General features: G+C 65.3%; 16 protein-coding genes. 11 read left to right on the forward strand and 5 right to left on the reverse strand.

The window, feature by feature from the left end; genetic code table 11:
- Positions 1–170 precede the first annotated feature (170 nt).
- The 4 genes from pal (at position 171) to ftsH (ending at position 5,322) form a co-directional block, all read left to right on the forward strand.
- A complete protein-coding gene (pal, locus tag JQ603_RS29980) occupies positions 171–659 on the forward strand; it encodes a peptidoglycan-associated lipoprotein Pal (protein WP_024337630.1) in 489 nt (162 codons plus the stop codon).
- Between the two features lie 190 nt (positions 660–849).
- On the forward strand, positions 850–1,902 hold the full coding sequence (ybgF, locus tag JQ603_RS29985) for a tol-pal system protein YbgF (protein WP_212345039.1): 1,053 nt from the start codon (positions 850–852) through the stop codon (positions 1,900–1,902).
- 144 nt (positions 1,903–2,046) lie between these two features.
- Entirely contained in the window at positions 2,047–3,108 is a 1,062-nt protein-coding gene (tilS, locus tag JQ603_RS29990) for a tRNA lysidine(34) synthetase TilS (RefSeq protein ID WP_212345042.1), read from the forward strand.
- A 291-nt stretch (positions 3,109–3,399) separates the two neighbouring features.
- Positions 3,400–5,322, forward strand: a complete 1,923-nt coding sequence (ftsH, locus tag JQ603_RS29995; RefSeq protein ID WP_018641582.1) for an ATP-dependent zinc metalloprotease FtsH — start codon at positions 3,400–3,402, stop codon at positions 5,320–5,322.
- Between the two features lie 502 nt (positions 5,323–5,824).
- On the opposite strand, the gene JQ603_RS30000 is transcribed toward ftsH, so the two are convergent.
- Positions 5,825–6,664, reverse strand: coding sequence for an alpha/beta fold hydrolase (locus JQ603_RS30000; RefSeq protein ID WP_212345045.1), 840 nt, complete (start codon positions 6,662–6,664; stop codon positions 5,825–5,827).
- A 368-nt stretch (positions 6,665–7,032) separates the two neighbouring features.
- Between JQ603_RS30000 and JQ603_RS30005 the strand changes: the two genes are divergently transcribed.
- Positions 7,033–8,808, forward strand: coding sequence for a DUF6798 domain-containing protein (locus JQ603_RS30005; RefSeq protein WP_212345047.1), 1,776 nt, complete (start codon positions 7,033–7,035; stop codon positions 8,806–8,808).
- A gap of 70 nt (positions 8,809–8,878) precedes the next feature.
- Here JQ603_RS30005 and JQ603_RS30010 read toward each other — a convergent pair whose 3' ends face one another.
- Complete coding sequence (locus JQ603_RS30010; protein WP_212345050.1) at positions 8,879–10,351, reverse strand: hypothetical protein; 1,473 nt, start codon at positions 10,349–10,351, stop codon at positions 8,879–8,881.
- A gap of 289 nt (positions 10,352–10,640) precedes the next feature.
- Here JQ603_RS30010 and JQ603_RS30015 point away from each other — a divergent pair, with 289 nt between their 5' ends.
- Complete coding sequence (locus JQ603_RS30015; RefSeq protein ID WP_128949876.1) at positions 10,641–10,805, forward strand: Flp family type IVb pilin; 165 nt, start codon at positions 10,641–10,643, stop codon at positions 10,803–10,805.
- A gap of 417 nt (positions 10,806–11,222) precedes the next feature.
- Here the strand turns inward: JQ603_RS30015 and JQ603_RS30020 are convergent, their stop codons facing one another.
- Positions 11,223–12,206 carry a phosphatase PAP2 family protein gene (locus tag JQ603_RS30020; RefSeq protein WP_212345053.1) on the reverse strand — a complete coding sequence of 328 codons (984 nt, stop codon included), beginning with the start codon at positions 12,204–12,206 and terminating at the stop codon, positions 11,223–11,225.
- Between the two features lie 268 nt (positions 12,207–12,474).
- Between JQ603_RS30020 and JQ603_RS30025 the strand changes: the two genes are divergently transcribed.
- Positions 12,475–13,155, forward strand: a complete 681-nt coding sequence (locus JQ603_RS30025; protein ID WP_026311776.1) for a TetR/AcrR family transcriptional regulator — start codon at positions 12,475–12,477, stop codon at positions 13,153–13,155.
- 151 nt (positions 13,156–13,306) lie between these two features.
- Here JQ603_RS30025 and pyk read toward each other — a convergent pair whose 3' ends face one another.
- Together pyk and JQ603_RS30035 are read right to left on the reverse strand one after the other, a co-directional pair.
- Positions 13,307–14,743, reverse strand: coding sequence for a pyruvate kinase (gene pyk, locus JQ603_RS30030; protein ID WP_212345056.1), 1,437 nt, complete (start codon positions 14,741–14,743; stop codon positions 13,307–13,309).
- Complete coding sequence (locus tag JQ603_RS30035) at positions 14,740–15,321, reverse strand: DUF1036 domain-containing protein (protein ID WP_212345059.1); 582 nt, start codon at positions 15,319–15,321, stop codon at positions 14,740–14,742. Before JQ603_RS30035 ends, pyk begins: the two co-directional genes overlap by 4 nt.
- A gap of 167 nt (positions 15,322–15,488) precedes the next feature.
- Between JQ603_RS30035 and JQ603_RS30040 the strand changes: the two genes are divergently transcribed.
- From JQ603_RS30040 to JQ603_RS30055, 4 genes are all read left to right on the forward strand, one after another.
- Positions 15,489–15,794: a DUF1244 domain-containing protein gene (locus JQ603_RS30040; protein WP_183244176.1), complete on the forward strand. Its 306-nt coding sequence runs from the start codon at positions 15,489–15,491 to the stop codon at positions 15,792–15,794.
- A 197-nt stretch (positions 15,795–15,991) separates the two neighbouring features.
- A complete protein-coding gene (locus JQ603_RS30045) occupies positions 15,992–16,264 on the forward strand; it encodes a DUF2312 domain-containing protein (RefSeq protein WP_018641571.1) in 273 nt (90 codons plus the stop codon).
- Between the two features lie 116 nt (positions 16,265–16,380).
- Positions 16,381–18,147, forward strand: coding sequence for an adenylate/guanylate cyclase domain-containing protein (locus JQ603_RS30050; protein WP_212345063.1), 1,767 nt, complete (start codon positions 16,381–16,383; stop codon positions 18,145–18,147).
- A gap of 47 nt (positions 18,148–18,194) precedes the next feature.
- A complete protein-coding gene (locus JQ603_RS30055; RefSeq protein WP_212345065.1) occupies positions 18,195–18,620 on the forward strand; it encodes a DUF1801 domain-containing protein in 426 nt (141 codons plus the stop codon).
- The last annotated feature ends 87 nt before the right edge of the window (positions 18,621–18,707 follow it).

The following is an 18,707-nucleotide window of genomic DNA, read 5'->3' on the forward strand; positions in this document are numbered from 1 at the left end:
TTCACCCTCGCGCCACATTTACAACCCATTAACCATGACGGTTGCTTTTCGCTGGTTGGGGGCATTTGACCGGCTGACGCAAGGTTCCGTCAAGGTTGACGGAACGTTCGCTTAACCAACCCCCTGTAGACCGGACAGCAGTGGACTAACGTGAGCGTGGAGGCTCCGGAATGAAACATCCTATGCGTATCCTCCAGGGATTGAAGCTGGCCGCGGTGCTTGCCGTCGCGCTGTCGATGGGCGCCTGCGCCAACAAGAATGCTGCGACGGATGCGATGGCCAATGCGGCAACGCCCGGCAGCCAGCAGGACTTCGTCGTGAACGTGGGCGACCGCGTGTTCTTCGAAAGCGACCAGACCGATCTGACCCCGCAGGCGATCGTCACCCTCGAGAAGCAGGCGCAGTGGCTGCAGAGCTATCCGCGCTACTCCTTCACCATCGAAGGTCATGCCGACGAGCGCGGCACCCGCGAATACAACATCGCGCTCGGCGCGCGCCGCGCCCAGTCGGTGCGTTCGTTCCTCGCCTCGCGCGGCATCGATCCGAACCGCATGCGCACGATCTCCTACGGCAAGGAGCGGCCGGTGGCCGTCTGTAACGACATCTCCTGCTGGTCGCAGAACCGCCGCGCCGTCACCGTGCTGAACGCGAGCTCCTGACGCTTTCAGTCAGGCGCCGTTCATCTTCAGAAAACGATCATGCCGGCGCCCCTCACGGGCGCCGGTTTCGTTTCAGCGATCTGTGACAGAAACCGGTTTGTAGCAGTCACATTTTTGGCGTACTCCACTTCAATGTGTGGCGCGTCGCATGTTCCGTCGCAGGCCATTTCGCTTTCGTCGTCAGGGCAAGATGTCATCTAGATTTAAGGTTCTTACCGGCACCGTGGCGACCGCCGCGCTGCTCTCCCTGTGCGCGCCCGTCCTGGCTCAATCGATCTTGGCCCAGACGGATGATGATCCCGAGATGCGGATCGAGCGGCTGGAGAACCAGCTGCGCCAGCTGACCGGCCAGAACGAGGAACTGCAATACCGCAACCGGCAGCTCGAGGAGCGCCTGCGGGCGCTGGAGGGCGGCGCGCAAGCCGCGCCCGGGCAGGTGCCGGTGCAGCCGAATGTCACTGCCATGCCGCCCGCGCAAGCCGCGCCGGCCTATCGCCAGCAGCAGCAGGCCGTGCAGCCGAATTACGAGCAGCCGCAGATCGCTGCTCCCCCGCCGATCGTTCAGGAGCAGCCGGCGCCCGGCGCCCCCGGGACGCGCCGCCGCGGCGATGCGTTTGACCCGAACCAGAATCCCAATGCCCCCGGCGCACCGCGTGCCCTTGGCGGCGGACAGCAGCCGATGCCGGCGGGAGCCGGCGCGCCCGGCGGCCGCAACGCCGGCGAGCCGCTCGATCTCGCCAACACCAGCCCGCGCTATCAGCAAGGCGTGCCGCCCGCGGCCCAGCCCGGCTATCCGCCGGCCCAGCAGGGCAATCCGGCGCAGGGTGGCGGAACGGGCCTTGCGACGCTGCCGCCCTCGGCGACGCCGCGCGACGAGTTCGACCTCGGCATCGGCTACATGCAGCGCAAGGACTATGCGCTGGCCGAGCAGACCATGAAGAACTTCGCGCAGAAATATCCGAACGACCCGCTGCTCGGCGACGCGCAATACTGGCTCGGCGAGAGCTATTTCCAGCGCCAGCAATATCGCGATTCCGCCGAAGCCTTCCTCGCCGTCACCACCAAATACGACAAGTCGGCCAAGGCGCCGGATGCGCTGCTGCGGCTCGGCCAGTCGCTCGCCGCGCTGAAGGAGAAGGAAGCCGCCTGCGCCGCCTTCGGCGAGATCGGCCGCAAATATCCGCGCGCTTCCGCCGGCGTCAAAGCCGCTGTCGACCGCGAGCAGAAGCGGGTGAAGTGCTAGAGCATGATCCGGACCCGAAGGGCCGCGTTAGCGCAAAGTGTGCAGCGGTTTTCCGAAAAGATCATGCTCAAACAAGAGCGATCGCTGACAAAGCGGATGGCATTGCGCTAAACAGTCGATCCATCCGCGGACGATTGCAGCGTCATGTCAGACGACGACAATTCACCGATCTCGGCGCGCGCGGCGAAGCAGCTCTTCGCTGACCTGAAGCACGCGCCGGCCCTGGTGCTCGCGGTCTCCGGCGGGCCCGATTCCGTCGCGCTGATGTGGCTCGCGGCCCGCTGGCAGCGCAGCCTTTCGCGCGGCCCGCGTCTCACCGTCGTCACCGTCGATCATGGCTTGCGGCCGGAGGCGGCGCGCGAGGCGCGCGCGGTCAAGCGGCTCGCGGCCGAGCTCGGCCTGCCGCACCGGACCCTGCGCTGGCGCGGCGCCAAGCCGAAGACAGGACTGCCTGCGGCCGCGCGCGAGGCGCGTTACCGTCTGCTCGCGCAGGCCGCGCGCAAGGCGGGGGCAAGCCATGTCCTGACCGCCCATACCCGCGACGACCAGGCCGAGACGCTGTTGATGCGCATGCTTCGCGGCAGCGGGCTTGCGGGACTGTCGGCGATGGCACAGCTGACGGAACGCGACGGCATCGTACTGGCGCGTCCGCTGCTCGACATTCCCAAGTCGCAGCTCGTGGCGACCTTGAAACGGGCGAAGATCGATTTCGCCGACGATCCCACCAACCGCGACACCGCCTTCACCCGGCCGCGGCTGCGCGCGCTGCTGCCGCAGCTCGCGGCCGAGGGCGGTGACGCCAGAAACCTGGCGCGGCTCGCAGGCCGGCTGGCGCGCGCCAATGCGGCAGTAGAGGTGCTGGTTGATGGCGCCGAGCGCTTCCTCCAGTTGCGGGCGCGCGGCGATGCGCCGCAGGCAGGCGGTCGCAGCTTCGAGGCCGAAGCATTTGCCCTCCTGCCGGAGGAGGTCCGGCTGCGGCTCCTGCTGCGGGCCATCAATGCGCTCGGGCATGAAGGGCCGGCGGAACTCGGCAAGGTCGAAACTTTGTTGTCCGTGCTCGATCAGGCCCTGGCTATGGGCCCCCCCGCAGCCGCAAATGGCCGGCCGGTCCTGAAGCAGACCCTTGCGGGAGCCTTGATCAGCCTTGCCGGCGGGCGTATCCACATCGCGCCTGCGCCGGCGCGGCGGTCCCAAAAGGGGACTTGAAGGGCGGAGAGGGCGGATCATGACACCGGCCGCTTCCGCTGCACGCCGTCAGGACACCTTAACCAGGCAGGAAAAACCCCGCTTCGGGCGCCATTATTTCAGCGGGAATCGCTCTAAGATGGGCTAAATAGTCCCATCTCGTTCCCTTGGCAGCGACCGGGTCGGCACCTAAATTGTATGCGTCTAACGATGAGGATTCCTTGGGGATTTCCTCGAATTGCCCCAAGTAACTGGGTCGAGTAACTCCTGAAGGATCAGGGCCGCGATCCGCGCGACCACGAAGGAAGATCGATGAACGCCAATCTGCGCAACTTCGCCCTCTGGGTCATCATTGTCTTGTTGCTGTTGGCGTTGTTCACGCTCTTCCAGAATCCGGGTCAGCGCGCCTCCTCGCAGGACATCGCCTTCTCCCAGCTCCTGAGCGAAGTTGACCGCGGCAATGTGCGCGACGTCGTGATCCAGGGCCCGGATATCCACGGCACCTTCACCAACGGCTCCAGCTTCCAGACCTATGCGCCGAACGACCCGACGCTGGTGAAGCGCCTCTATGACAGCAAGGTCCAGATCACCGCGAAGCCGCCGGGCGACAACGTGCCCTGGTTCGTCTCGCTGCTGGTCTCCTGGCTGCCCTTCATCGCGCTGATCGGCGTCTGGATCTTCCTGTCCCGCCAGATGCAGGGCGGTGCGGGCAAGGCCATGGGTTTTGGCAAGTCGCGCGCAAAAATGCTGACCGAAGCGCATGGCCGCGTCACCTTCGAGGACGTCGCCGGCGTGGACGAGGCCAAGCAGGACCTCCAGGAGATCGTCGAATTCCTCCGCGACCCCGGCAAATTCCAGCGCCTCGGCGGCCGCATTCCGCGCGGCGTGCTGCTGGTCGGCCCCCCCGGCACCGGTAAGACCCTGATCGCGCGTGCGGTCGCGGGCGAAGCCAACGTGCCGTTCTTCACCATCTCCGGTTCGGACTTCGTCGAAATGTTCGTCGGCGTCGGCGCATCCCGCGTCCGCGACATGTTCGAGCAGGCCAAGAAGAACGCGCCCTGCATCATCTTCATCGACGAAATCGATGCCGTCGGTCGTCACCGTGGCGCCGGTCTCGGCGGTGGCAATGACGAGCGCGAGCAGACGCTGAACCAGCTGCTGGTCGAGATGGACGGCTTCGAGGCCAACGAGGGCGTGATCCTGATCGCCGCTACCAACCGTCCCGACGTGCTCGATCCCGCGCTGCTGCGTCCGGGCCGCTTCGACCGCCAGGTCGTCGTGCCCAATCCGGACGTCGTCGGCCGCGAGCAGATCCTCAAGGTGCATGTCCGTAAAGTTCCGCTGGCGCCCGATATCAACCTCAAGACCATCGCGCGCGGCACCCCGGGCTTCTCCGGCGCCGACCTGATGAACCTCGTCAACGAGGCTGCGCTCACCGCCGCCCGCCGCAACAAGCGGATGGTGACGCAGGCCGAGTTCGAGGAAGCCAAGGACAAGGTGATGATGGGCGCCGAGCGCAAGTCGCTCGTCATGACCGAGGAAGAGAAGCTCCTGACGGCCTATCACGAGGGCGGCCACGCCATCGTCGGCCTCAACGTGCCCGCGACCGATCCGATCCACAAGGCGACCATCATCCCGCGCGGCCGTGCGCTGGGCATGGTCATGCAGCTGCCGGAGCGCGACAAGCTGTCGATGTCTCTGGAGCAGATGACCTCGCGCCTCGCCATCATGATGGGCGGCCGCGTCGCCGAAGAGCTGATCTTCGGCCGCGAGAAGGTGACCTCGGGTGCCGCCTCCGACATCGAGCAGGCCACGCGCCTTGCCCGCATGATGGTGACGCGCTGGGGCCTGTCGGAAGAGCTCGGCACGGTCTCGTATGGCGAGAACCAGGACGAGGTGTTCCTCGGCATGTCGGTCTCGCGTACGCAGAACGCGTCTGAAGCGACCGTGCAGAAGATCGACTCCGAGATCCGTCGACTGGTCGAGGAAGGCTACAAGGAAGCGACCCGCATCCTCACCGAGAAGCACGCCGACCTCGAAGCCCTGGCAAAGGGTCTCCTGGAGTTCGAAACGCTCTCCGGCGACGAGATCGTCGACCTGCTCAAGGGCAAGAAGCCGAACCGCGAGTCCGTGCTCGAGCCCACCACCCCGCGTGCCTCCGCCGTGCCGCCGGCCGGCAAGTCGCGCCCGCGGCCCGATCCGGATCCCGGCCTGGAGCCGCAGCCGCAGGCCTGATCGCGCAGCGGCAGATGAAATCGAAAAACGCGGCGGCAACGCCGCGTTTTTTTGTTGGCTTGAACCTCAGTTCGCGTGCCCCGGACGCAGCGCAGCGCGTCGCCCTTGCGACGTGGTGCGCTGCAGAGCCGGGGCCCACGTCTCGGCGTCTCCCGTGTCGCCTCCTGGGTCCCGGCTCTGCGCAGCAACGCTAACGCGTTGCAGCGCGTCCGGGACACGAGAGTGGGGCGCGCCATCGCCGCAAACTCCGTCATTGCGAGCGCAGCGAAGCAATCCAGACTGCCTCCGCGGAAAGGCTCTGGATTGCTTCGCGGAGCCTGTCATCGGGCCGCGCGTCGCGCGGACCCGGTGGCTCGCAATGACGATGTGGGTACAGCTCCGCTCTAACGATCCGGCACAGGCCTCGTAGGGTGGGCAAAGGCGCCCTTGCGCCGTGCCCACGCTCTCTCGCAATCACGACGGACGTGGTGGGCACGCTTCGCTTTGCCCACCCTACGATATCTCACTTCGCCGCAGCTCTCGGCGTATCCCGCCGCCTCAAGAACCGCAGCACATCCTCGTTGAACTGCTCGGGATCCTGCAGGAACGAGAAGTGGCTGACTTCCGGCTGGATCAGCAAACCGGCGCCCGGAATGTTCGCCGCCATGAACTCGGTGTTCTCGCGCTTGATCGCCTCGTCGTGGTCGCCGTCCACGATCCAGGTCGGGACCTTGATCGCCGCGAGGTCCGAGGCCGTCCATTTCGGCTGGCTCTCCCACATCTTGGTGATCTCGTCGACGAAGCTCTTGTACTGCGTCGGGGTCGGCGAGAGGCGCTTGTACTCCTCGCCCGCCCGCGCGATGTAGGCGTTGAAGACCTCGCTCGAGGCGATGTCGGCAACGCCCGACGGATCCGAATTTGCCGCGAAGGCGAACAGCCTGCTCACCCGCTCCGGATGCTTCATGGCGATGTCGAGGCCGATGATCGCGCCGTCGCTCCAGCCGACGATCGCCGCCTTCCTGATCTTGAGATGGTCGAGCAGTCCGACCACGTCCGACGCCATCAGATCGTAGCCATAGGGTTCCTGGTTGCGGCTGCTGCGCCCGTGTCCGCGGCTCTCCATGACGATGACCTGATGGTGCCGTTGCAGCGCGCGGACCTGGTGGCCCCAATAGTTGGCGTTGGCGAGGCCGCCATGCAGCAACAGCACGGGCTCACCGCGGCCGTTGACCGGCGCAAGGCCGCTCTCTGCCGCCCTGGGCAAGATCGGCGTCGGCGGCAGGTTCAGCCATCGCGGCGCTGCGTGCGCGGCCGTGATCGAGACCGCGACGAGGAGCGCGGCGAAGAGATTGCGAAACATCATGTGCGCCTTCCTGTTGGATCATCGGCGTAGGGTGGGCAACAGCGCCCTTGCGCCGTGCCCGCCATCTCTCGGCGGTCGCGACCGACATGGTGGCCACGCTCGCGCTTTGCCCGCCCTGCGATCGCTGCCCGATCATGATCGGAGTTTGCTGCGATCTCATGGCATGGTTCCTTAGCCCGGCGTTTACCATCGGCCAGTGAGCCATTCCTGGAACGCCGATTCATCCGCCATTAGCGTTTGTGGGTTAGCTCTGCTGCTGTCCGTCTTCATCGCTCCGCGCGGGCGAGCGGACGGGCGCTTCAGGACGGATAGCCGGCACGGCGCTCAACCGAGGCTGATCCGCAGCGGTCGCTTTCACCGGCACTCGAATGGCAGACGTCAACGTCACCTCTGACATGATCGGCCGCGATCGCGCGGTCGGAACCTCGAATTTCTGGGTCGAGATATTTTCGGTCGCCGTGTTCGCGTCGGCGGTGTCGGTGTTGCGGACGGGATTCGTCTTCGGCCTCACCAACAACCTCTACCATCTGCCGATCGTTGCCGGTCTCTACAATGAGCCGCAATATGCGGATGACCGGTTCATCCAGTCGCTGCGCTATTTTGCGTCCGGTGTCTGGCTGATCCTGAGCGGCGCCGAACGATACTTCGACAACGTTCCGTTGCTGTTCCTCATTCTGTTCTTCCTGTCCCGCCTGCTCAGCTTCGTCGGATTTCTGTGCTGTGCTTCGTTGCTGGGGATAACGGAACAACGCGACAGGATCGTCTTCAGCCTGATCCTCTGCTTCGTCGCCTTTCTCGACGGCTACAGCTACGCCGGCTCCGGTGGCCTCTTCATCAACACCTTCACCCATTCCGAGATGGCGAATGGCGTGGCCCTGCTGGCGATCTACTTTGCCGCCCGGGGCCGCTTCACTGCGGCGGCGATTGCGCTTGGGATCACGTTCTTCATCAATGCCTTCTTTGCGGTGTGGCTGGTGCTGCCGCTGGCGCTGATCGGGATACACTTTCTGTCGCAGCGCAAGGCGACATTCGGCGAGATCTCCTCGCGTGCGCTGATCGGTCTCGTCCTGTGCCTGCCGCTTGCGTTTGCGGTGCTTCACGGCTTTCTGGCAAATCCGGAGTTCGGTCGTCCGTTCGGTTTCGATTATGCCGAGTTCCTCCGTCAGTACTTCCCCGGTCACGTGCTGATCGACTCGACCTCGCCAGGCGATCTTGCGGGGCTCCTCGGCGTCGCCGTCATCGGAGCGCTCGCGTTTTTCCTGCTGAGGCAGGCTGCCGCGGAATTGCGGGCGGCCTATGCCGGCGCAATCCTGGTCTATCTGATCGGCATCGTCGTTCCCTTCGCCACGGGATCGCCGTTCATCCTCAACCTTCATTTCCTGCGCTCGAGCACGGTCATTCATCTCCTGGCCGCCCTCGCGATCGCGGCATTGGCGACGAAGTGGCTGCGGCGGGACAAGGAGGCGACCTTCCTTCCCGCGTGTCTCATCGTGCTGTTCCTGAGCTTCGACGGCTGGGCCGGCCTCGCCTTCGTCATCGCCGCCTTGATGTATGTTCTTCGAGCGACAGGATCGGGACCGCTCCCATCCTATCAGCGCACCATGGGCCATCTGGTGCTCGCCACGACCGTGTTTCTCGCTTACCCGCTCGCGATCCGCTCCAGTCTCAACTTCAACCGGATCTGCAACGAGGCCATCGAGGAGTGGGGCGCCGTCGGCGCATGGGCGCGCAACAACACGCCGTTGAACGCCATGTTTCTCACCCCAAGCCGGCCGGGGCTTGATGGTCGCTCGGAGGTGAGCACCGCCGACATGGCGCTCGATCGCGCCAGCGTATTTGAATACGTCTCGCACCGTCGCGTCTGGATCGATCACAAGCGCGGCGGAACCGCGATGTGGATGCCGTCCTATTACCAGACGTGGCGAAGCAGGTTGACGGATGTCGACGGCCTGAAGTCGCTGGATGAGCGCCTCGCCTATGCGTCGCGCAATGGCGTCGGCTATGTCATCGATATCTGCCAGAGCCCGGAAGCGCAGAGCGGCGCGCTCTATCGAACGAAACGGCTCTGCGTATTTTCCGCTGGCGCAAGCGAGCCGGCTGCGCAGAAGAACGCTTCGTCGGCGATAGGTGAATCGTCCGGTTGATCAGCCGAGCGTCGCGCGATCCGGTGCGGCGCTCAACGATCGCCGGACGCGCGGTCCGTGCATGGGATCGTCACGGAGCCGTGGCGCCCTCGCGCACATGGATCACCGCGATATCGTCCGCATAGATACGCTTCCAGCCCTTGAGGTGGTCGAGGATCTGGGGCCCCGGCGCATCGGCGGCCAGCAGCGTCGCGTCGATCTTGTACTCGTCGAGCAGCCGGGGCAGCAGCTCGGGCTTCTTCCCCTCGGTCGCCTTGAAGAAGTCCATCACGAATTTCTCGCCATAGAGCTCGGCGCGGCCGTCGACGAAGACGGGGATATCGCGCGCGATCAGATAGCCGCCGAACCTGTAGGCGTTGAAGATGCGCTGCGCCCCGCGCTTTTCGAGCAGGTCGGTCGCCGCAACAGGCGTCTGGTCCATCGTGAATTTGAAGCGGTGATGCGACATGAAGATCGAGGTCGAGGTCCAGCTTGCGGCCACGATCATCAATGCGCCCGCTGCAGTCACGTACCGGGCAGGCCAGCTCTCGCTTGTTTGCGCATCGGCTTGCTGCAGGGACGATTTCTCGCCGAGCGGCTTGGCCAGCACCAGCGGCACCAGGAAGGCAAAGACCTCGATGCTCCTGACATGGCTGAGCGCCATCCAGGTCAGCAGCAGGATCAGCAGAATGCGCGGCGGCGACAGCGTCAGGCCGCGATAGAGCCCGAGCGCGATCAGGCCGAGCAGAGCGCCTTCGAACGCGGTGAAGGATGCGAAGTTCGCCGGCGACCATTCGGAAATGACCGTCAGCAGTTCGCCGAGATTGAGGATGTTGGTCGCACCCAGCAGCGTGCGCCAGCCATAGGGCGTGACGCAGCTCGCGGCCAGGGCGGCAACGCCGAACAGGAACCAGCGCAGCAGCAGCCGGATCTGCTTATTGGACTCAAGGCCCCAGAGCGCCACGAACGCCATCGGGCCGATCAGCGCGAGGCCCAGCACGAAGCCGCCATGCAGGTTCGCCCACAGCGACATCAGCGGCAGCCAGCGCCATGACGACGTGCCCTTGCGATCGGCTGCCGCCATCAGCATGCCGACCCATGCGATCATCACGGGCAGCGCCAGCATGTGCGGCCGCGCCAGGATGTGATGCAGCGACAGCACGACTGCCAGCATCGCGAACAGCACCGAGCGCGGCATCTCCAGATGCGCCTCGAGCAGATAGACGAGGATCGCCGCCGACAATGCGACCGCGACCGCGGTGAGGATCACCGGGCCGCCCCAGCCCCATTGCGTATAGGAGAGCGCGAACGCGACCTGCGACAACCATGACGTCGAAACCCAGGGCGCTCCGGGCCGCGTGAAGGAATAGAAGTCGGTGTAGGGCAGGGCGTGGTGATCGAGAATCCATTGCCCGATCTTGATCTGCCAGAACGAGTCGGAGTCCTGCAGCAGCGTATCGCCGACACAGAGAAAGAAGAGATAGGCGCCCGCTCCGACGCAGAGCGGCACCAGCGCTCGCGCGCGGCTCTGTACTGCGATGCTGCTGGCAAAGGAAAGCGACATGCCGCCTCGTCGTCCTGCTTGTTCTTGTCGGATTGGCTGATGGCATTGGACCACGGCGATCATAACTTCGGGTAAACCGCGACCATCGTGTGATGTCGTTACAATTTAACGGATTGTTTTCAAATTCGATTTACCATCGGCGAATACTCGCAAACCGCTGTTTGTTTCCGCAGTCGAATTAACTGCGGCGCAATTCTTTGTCTCTAGGTTCGGTTCCATGGTCGGGCGGCGCTGGGAAGCCGAAGAGACCAGACCAGTTGTAGCCTTGTGTACTTTTTGGGAGCACTCTATGAAGAACCTCGTTTCGCGTTTCGTGAAGGATGAATCCGGCGCCACCGCGATTGAATACGGCCTGATCGCTGCCGGCATCGCGCTCGCGATCATCACCGTCGTCAACAACCTCGGCAGCACGCTGAACACCAAGTTCGGCTCGATCTCGTCCAGCCTCAAGTAAGGCCGAACGACCTGGGAATTCTGAGAGCCTCGTCTTCGACGAGGCTCTTTTCTTTTGGGCGCACGCCATCATTTCCGAGCCCGCGCATTCATCACCGTCACCCTGAGGTGGCCGCGAAGCGGCCCTCGAAGGGCGACGGCCCGGCTGCATCGGGGCCATCTATCCTTCGAGGCTCGCTACGCGAGCACCTCAGGATGACGGGATTGACGCTTGTAGGGTGGGCAAAGCGACTTGTCCGCCGTAGCTCGAAGAGCGAAGGCGGAAGCGTACCCACCAACCGCAGATGATGGGGCACATCGCGCCCACAACATCATTGCGAGCGCTCCACTTCGATCTCAGTTGCGGAAAAATGGTGGGCACGGCGCTGTGCGCCTTTGCCCACCCTACGGCAGCGTGGTTGTGACGGCGAGTGCCCGGCTATTCTGCGAGGCTGGGCTGCCAGACCGGCGGTAGCGCGGGTGTGGCGGATGCAGGCGCCGTGCGGGCAAGCCGTTCAACCCAAAACTTCGTCACCCAGACCGAGGCTGCGGCGACGGCGACGCCGCCGGCGACGTCGATGAGGTAATGCGCGCCGATCGCCGGCGTCGCCGCGATCATCAACAGGTTGAGCGCCGCTGCGATGCCGCCGATGCCGCGCACCGGCCACAGCGCCCACATGTAGAGTACGGCGGACGCGGCGTGAAAGCTCGGGAACGAGACGATGCCGGAGAGGAAGAACAGCCGCAGCTCGTGCAGGCTGCCGTCGCGCAGCGCGAGGATGTCGCGCAGCTGACCGGCATAGACCGCGGTGTTGATCTCGGGGAAGTGCGCGGCCGGCAATTGCAGCCCGTAATAGGTGCCGATCGCCGGCACCATTGCGGAGATCGCGATGGTGACCGCGAGCGCGAGGCTCATCGCGAGCATGAACACCTGCAGCCGCACATAGCGTGCCGTCAGCGTCAGCACGACGGGAACGCCGAGCAGCGGCCATTTAATCAGTCCGTAGCCGCGCGCGAGGACGTCCGCAAGCCAGGGATGGTCGTTGATGTAACGCGCGATCGGCTCGGGATCGAGGCCGAGCACGCGGTCGATCGCAAGGAGCGCCTCGTCCTGGAGCGGCCAATTCATCTTGCCCGCGACGTAGCTCAAAGGTCCGACGATCGCGCAGGTGAAAATGACCTGTCCGATCGTGCCGAGCGAGAACACCAGTTTTGGATCGGCAAGCTCGCCCTTCGTCAGCCGGTGGCCACAGGCGACGCCGACCAGGATGGCCGCGATCGCCACGGTGATGCTGTAGGCGACGGGCTCGAGGCTCAGACCGGTCGCGGGCAACCCGAACGCCAGCAGGCTGCCCATGGCCACGATGGGAAGCCAGTTCAGGTTGAAGAGCCGCCAGGCGGTTCGGGCGTCCGAATCGAGCATGCTGCACCGAGCTAGGATCGCAGTCGGCGGTAAGGTCGCGGACCTGCTTTAAGATGGCGGTAACAATCGTGGTTAGCCGTCTATCAACCGGCTCTCGCACTTTGCGCATTTGTCGCTTGCGTCTTTGGCGTGACGCGTCACGCAAATGCATCTTGTCATCCCCCCTGAATAGTTGTTCAGTCCTTGCGGGGCGATTTGCAGCGAATTGCGTGACGAAGCGTTCGGCCGCGGGGCGTGCGGACGGCGTGTGTGGGACAGGAAGCGCGCCATGGTTTATCGGCGGACGCATCAAGTGGTTAAGCGCCTTGCGGCCCGGCGCAGTGCGATACTGGCGGCAGCGCGGGAGGCGGCGGCGGAAGGCGGCATGGCGGCGGTGCAGATTGCGCCGGTCGCGGTCCGGGCCAATGTCGCGGCCGGAACGGTCTACCGCTACTTCCCCTCCAAGGCCGAGCTGATCTCCGAATTGATCGCCGAGGTCTCGCGTGACGAGCTCGCGGCGATCCGCCGGGCGGCCGATGCCGCGCCGGGCCCGTCCTCGGCGCTGGCAGCCGCGGTCACCACGGTGGCGGTCCATACCCTGTCGCAGCGGCGGCTGGCCTGGGGCATCCTGGCCGAGCCGGTCGATGTCGACGTCAGCGCCTCCCGGCTTGCCAGCCGGCGCGAGATCGCCGGCGAGATCGCTGCCCGGATCGATGCGGCCGTGCGTGCCGGCCATCTGCCGGCGCAGGATACCGCGCTTGCCGCCACCGCGCTGCTGGGCGCGCTGCACGAGGCGCTCGTCGGGCCGCTCGCGCCCGACAATCTCGAAGATCCCGTCAAGATGCGCGATGCGGTGCAGACCGTGACGCTGCTGGCGCTGCGCGCCGTCGGCGTCATGGACGCCCGCGCCCGCGGCCTCGTGGTCCAGCAGACGCTGCTCCCGACGACGAAGGCGCTGGTCGGGGCGTAAAATCGCGCCGCGACCGAGGTGGCGCCCTGAGCGCGCTCAGGTTATTGCCTGAGCGCGCCTTTTCGCGAAACCCCGGCATGTCAGCCTGACCGGCCGGCTACTGTGCATGGGGTTGTTTTCCGACTTTTTTGTTTGGCCGCCCCGGCGGGGGCTACATGTTCGCGTCGCCCTCGGGGCCGACCGAGGCGATACGCACCATGTTGGTGGTGCCGGGGATGCCGAGCGGCACGCCGGCGACGATGATCACGCGCTGGCCGGCGCGGACGAAGCCATCCCGGAACGCGATCTGGCCGGCGCGGCTCACCATGTCATCTTGATCGCGCGCGTCTTCCGCCACCACGCAATGCACGCCCCAGACGACGGCGAGCCGGCGGCCGGCGGTGATGTTGGGTGTGATCGCCACGACCGGCGGCTTCGGCCGCTCGCGCGCCACGCGCACGGCGGTCGAGCCCGAGCTGGTCCAGCAGATCAGGGCCGGCAGGTCCAGCGTCTCGGCGATCTGCCGCGCGGCGTCGGCGATGGCGTCGCCCGCGGTGGATTCCGGCGCCGGGCGCTGGGCCGCGACCACGGTGCGATAGGTCGGGTCGCGCTCGACCTCCTCGCCGATGCGGTTCATGGTCGAGACCGCCTCGACCGGGAATTTGCCGGCCGCCGATTCCGCCGACAGCATGATGGCATCGGCGCCTTCATAAACGGCGGTGGCGACGTCGGAGACTTCGGCGCGGGTCGGCACCGGCGACTGGATCATCGATTCCAGCATCTGGGTCGCGATCACCACCGGCTTGCCGGCGCGGCGCGCCATCCGCGTCATCTGCTTCTGCAGGCTCGGCACGCGCTCGAGCGGCAGCTCGACGCCGAGGTCGCCGCGCGCCACCATCAGCGCATCGGAAGCCTCGATGATGTCGGCGAGGCGGTCGATCGCCTGCGGCTTCTCGATCTTGGCCATGACAGCGGCGCGGCCGCGGATCATCTTCTTGGCCTCGATCACGTCGTCGGCGCGCTGCACGAAGGATAGTGCGATCCAGTCGACGCCGGTGACGAGGGCCGCCTCGAGGTCGGCGCGGTCCTTCGGCGTCATGGCCGAGACCGGCAGGTCGGTGTCGGGCAGGCTGACGCCCTTGCGGTCGCTCATCTTGCCGCCGACCACGACACGCGTCACCGCGTGCTCCTTGGAGGTCTCCTCCGCGATCAGCCGCACCTTGCCGTCGTCGAGCAGCAGCGCATGGCCGGGCCTGAGCGCAGCCAGGATCTCCGGATGCGGGAGTTGGACGCGGGTGGCATCGCCGGGCGTCTTGTCGGAATCGAGGGTGAAGGTCTGCCCGTTCTGGAGCTGCACCGCGCCCTCGGCGAAGGCGCCGAGCCGGAGCTTGGGGCCCTGAAGATCGACCAGGATGCCGATCGGGCGGCCGTAGCTCGACTCGACATTGCGGATCGTCGCCACCAGCTCCCGCATCTTGTCATGCGGGGTGTGGCTCATGTTGATGCGGAACAGATCGGCGCCGGCCTCGAACAGGCGGCGGATCATCGCGAGGTCTGAAGAGGCGGGTCCCAGGGTCGCGAGAATCTTGATACGGCGAAGACGCCTCATGGCTTATTTCCAGGCGGGGGTGGCAGGCCGGGCGAGCCCGGGGGCGTAGCACCGGGCGGGCTATTGGGCAAACCCGGAACGCCGCCCGGGCCAACCGGTCCGGGCAGGCCAGGCACGCGCTGCTGCGCCGGCTGTTCGTTGGCATCGGTGAGCTGCACCGTCCAGGCGCGTTGCTCGCCGGTATCGACCTCGAAATAGCCGGTGCGGTCGTAGCCGCGTGCCAGGCAATCCTCGGTGCCGCGGATGGTGAATTCCTTGTCGCGCGAGCACATGAAGGCCTGGCCCGACCATTCGCCGCCGCGGTCATAGTCGATGGCGTAGATGTAGTAGTAGCGGGCGACCAGCGTGCCCCGCAGCAGCGTCTCGCAGGAGCGGGACGAGATGTTCCACCAGCCCTCCGTGGTCCAGCCCTCGGCGTCCTTGTAGCCGAGCGCGATGCCGACCCGGCTCGAGGTGTTGTTGCAGAGGCGGAAGTCGGCGGAAGCCGGGCTGGTCCAGAGGCACAGCAGGGCGACCGCCAGCACCGGGACCAACCGGGCGAGCAGGCGAAGCGGGGAGCGGGGAGATTCGGCAATCATTGTTGCGGAAGCTATACCAGATCATTGACGATTTGGCGTAGGGCCGGGGAACCGCCCCAAAGCCGGGCCATGGCCCGTTTGCCCCGCGATATGGCAAAATCTGTGACAGGACCCCACCTGATCCCGTAAGGGTGACGATGTCCAAGGGCCAGCCGAGGGATCCAGCTATGGCAATCGACGACAAAACCAGAACGGAGCTCGAGGCGGCCGCTTTCCGGCGCCTGGTCGATCATTTGCGGAGCCGGACCGACGTCCAGAACATCGATCTGATGAATCTGGCCGGCTTCTGCCGCAACTGCCTGTCCAACTGGCTCAAGGACGCTGCGGACGCCCAGGGCGTCGCCTTGAGCAAGGACGAGAGCCGGGAGGCCGTCTACGGCATGCCCTACGAGACCTGGAAGGCGAAGTACCAGGGCACGGCCACGCCCGAGCAGCTCGAGGCGATGAAGAAGGTCCATCCCCACGGGCACTGAACGGCCCCGCCACGCATCGCCTGAGTCGCATCACACAACAGCTTTCTTTTCACCCCCGCAGGAAGGTGTGGGCGCGCTGTGGACGAGCGCGATGCTTGCTTGAACGCTGGGGGCGCTAACGCTTAAGGGTCTACCCAGCACGCGCGGTGAGGATGCCGGCGTCACCTCGTTTTGCCAGTTCCATTGGGAGTACCAAGATGGCCACCTCCGCCGCCGTCCGCGACGACGAGCCCGCGACGAAATTTGCCAAGGACCAGCTCAAGTCCATCATCGAACGCATCGAGCGGCTGGAGGAAGAGAAGAAGGCGATCTCCGACGACATCCGCGACGTCTATGCCGAGAGCAAGGGCAACGGCTACGACGTCAAGGCGCTGCGCACCATTGTGCGCCTGCGCAAGCAGGACCCCAACGAGCGCGCCGAGGCCGAGACCATCCTCGAGACCTACATGCAGGCGCTCGGGATGCTCTGAAGGCGGCAGGACCGCGCCTCACCCGTAAGATACCTCGCCGGGCCGCAATTTGCGGACGGCCCGCGCTTGGGCAAAATCCGCTCGTCTGCTAGAATGCTCGGTGAAGGGACCGAGCAATGGATGTGCCTGGACCAGAGCGCAGGCTCGCCGCGGTCCTCGCGGCTGACATGGTCGGCTTTAGTCGGCTGATGGAGGTCGACGAGGGTGGCACCCTCGCGCGCCTCAAGACCCACCGGATCGAGCTCATCGATCCGGCGATTGCCAAAAATCACGGCCGCATCATCAAGACGACGGGCGACGGCCTGCTCGTCGAATTCCATAGCGTCGTCGACGCAGTGTTGTGCGCTGCTGAAATTCAGAGCCGGATGGGGCGCCGCAACGCCGATGTCCCGCCGCCGCGATGGATACAATTCCGCATCGGTATCAATCTGGGCGACGTGATCGTCGATCAGAACGACATTTTCGGCGACGGCGTCAACGTCGCGGCACGGTTGGAGGCCCTGGCCGAGCCTGGAGGCATCTGCATCTCCAGCGCGGTGCGCGACCAACTGGGCGAGCGCCTCGATGGTGTCGCATTCGAGGACATCGGCGAGCAGAACGTCAAGAACATCGTGCGCGCCATCCGCGTCTACCGGATTCGATTGGAGGACGGGCCGGCAAGTGCGCCGGTCGGCACGACGGCCGCTGCAAAGGCGACTGGCAAGTCGAAGAAGCCGTCAATCGCGGTGCTGCCCTTCGCCAACATGAGCGGCGATCCGGAACAGGAGTTCTTCGCGGACGGTTTGACCGAGGACATCATTACGGAGCTTTCACGCTTCCACGACCTGCTGGTGATCTCGCGCAACTCGACCTTCGTGTACAAGGGAAAGTCGGTCAAGGTGCAGGATGTCGGCCGCGAATTCGGTGTCGACTACGTCATCGAGGGAAGCGTGCGAAAGGCCGGGGGGCGCGTCCGCGTCACCGTGCAGCTGATCGATGCGGAGACGGATCGACATATTTGGGCCGAGCGCTATGACGGCGAGCTCAAGGACATCTTCGCGATCCAGGACGAGATGACCCGGGCGATTGTCGCCACGTTGCCCGGCCGTGTCGAGGCGGCGACGCACGATCGGGCGAACCGCAAGCCGACGGACAACATGGCCGCCTATGAATGCGTGCTGGCCGCGAAGACCTTGCACCATCGCTCCAATCGCGAAGACAATGCGCGGGCGCAGCTTCTGCTCGACCGGGCGCTCGAACTCGACGGCAACTATGCTCACGCACACGCGTGGAAGGCGTGCGTCCTGGGCCAGACCTGGGTCTATAACTGGTGTGCGGATCGCGACGCCACCTTCCAGCAGGTGGCTTCAGAGCTGGAAACCGCGCTGGGCCTCGACGACAATGACAGCGACGTGCACCGCATCCTCGCGGCACTCAATCTGAATCGCGACGACCATGATAAAGCCACTTACCACCAGGAGCGTGCGCTCGCGCTCAACCCGAACTATGACCTCGTGGTAGTGCAGCAGGGCGAGCTTCTGACCTGGCTGGGAAGGCCGGAGGAGGGCATCGACTGGATCAAGAAGGCGATGCGGCTCAACCCGTATCATCCGGAACGCTTCTGGAGCCATCTCGGGCGCGCCTATTACTGTGCCGAGAAATACGCCGAAGCCGCCGAAGCCTTCTCGAGGATCTCACGCCCCGATCACACCCATCATGCATTCCTTGCCGGGATCTTCGCGCAGATGGGCAATGCAGTGGCTGCGGGCGCGCACGCGGCTGAAGTGCTCAAGCGTGAGCCGGCATTTTCCGTGGCCAATCATCTTTCCACCCAGCATTACAAGCGGCAGGTCGATCGTCAGCGCTATGAGGCAGGCCTTCTCCGGGCAGGCCTGCCGGCCTGATCTGGCACATGGCGGAGACCGATCGCCGATCCATCGAGAGTGAGACTGTGACCGGGCCGATAGTGCCGCGTGAGGTGAGCCGGGCCTTCGACGCCTTTCCGGCGTCGATGCGCAAGCGGCTCCTTCAGGTGCGCGATCTGATCTTTGCGACCGCCGCGAAGCATGAGGAGGTCGGCCGGCTCAGCGAAACCCTGAAATGGGGCGAGCCGGCCTATCTGACCGAAGAGACGGGCAGTGGCTCAACGATCAGGCTCGGGCGCCTGAAGGATTCCGATCACGCCGCCATTCTGTTCAACTGCAAGACGACGCTGGTCGACACCTTTCGCGAGCGCTTTCCAGATCAGTTCGAGTATCGGCAGACCAGGGCATTGCTGCTGCCGGTGGCGGGCAAACTGCCGAAGCGGGAGCTCGCCGTCTGCCTGTCGCTGGCGCTGACCTATCATCTGGATCGGCGGGGCAGGAAAGCGAGATAGGCTGCACTTGTAGCCCGGATGGAGCGCAGCGAAATCCGGGGTCTCGCGCAGCACGCGCCGCTTTCCCGGATTACGCTTCGCTCCATC

Origin of the sequence: Bradyrhizobium liaoningense, from assembly GCF_018130825.1 — a bacterium.
Lineage (GTDB): Bacteria > Pseudomonadota > Alphaproteobacteria > Rhizobiales > Xanthobacteraceae > Bradyrhizobium > Bradyrhizobium liaoningense_B.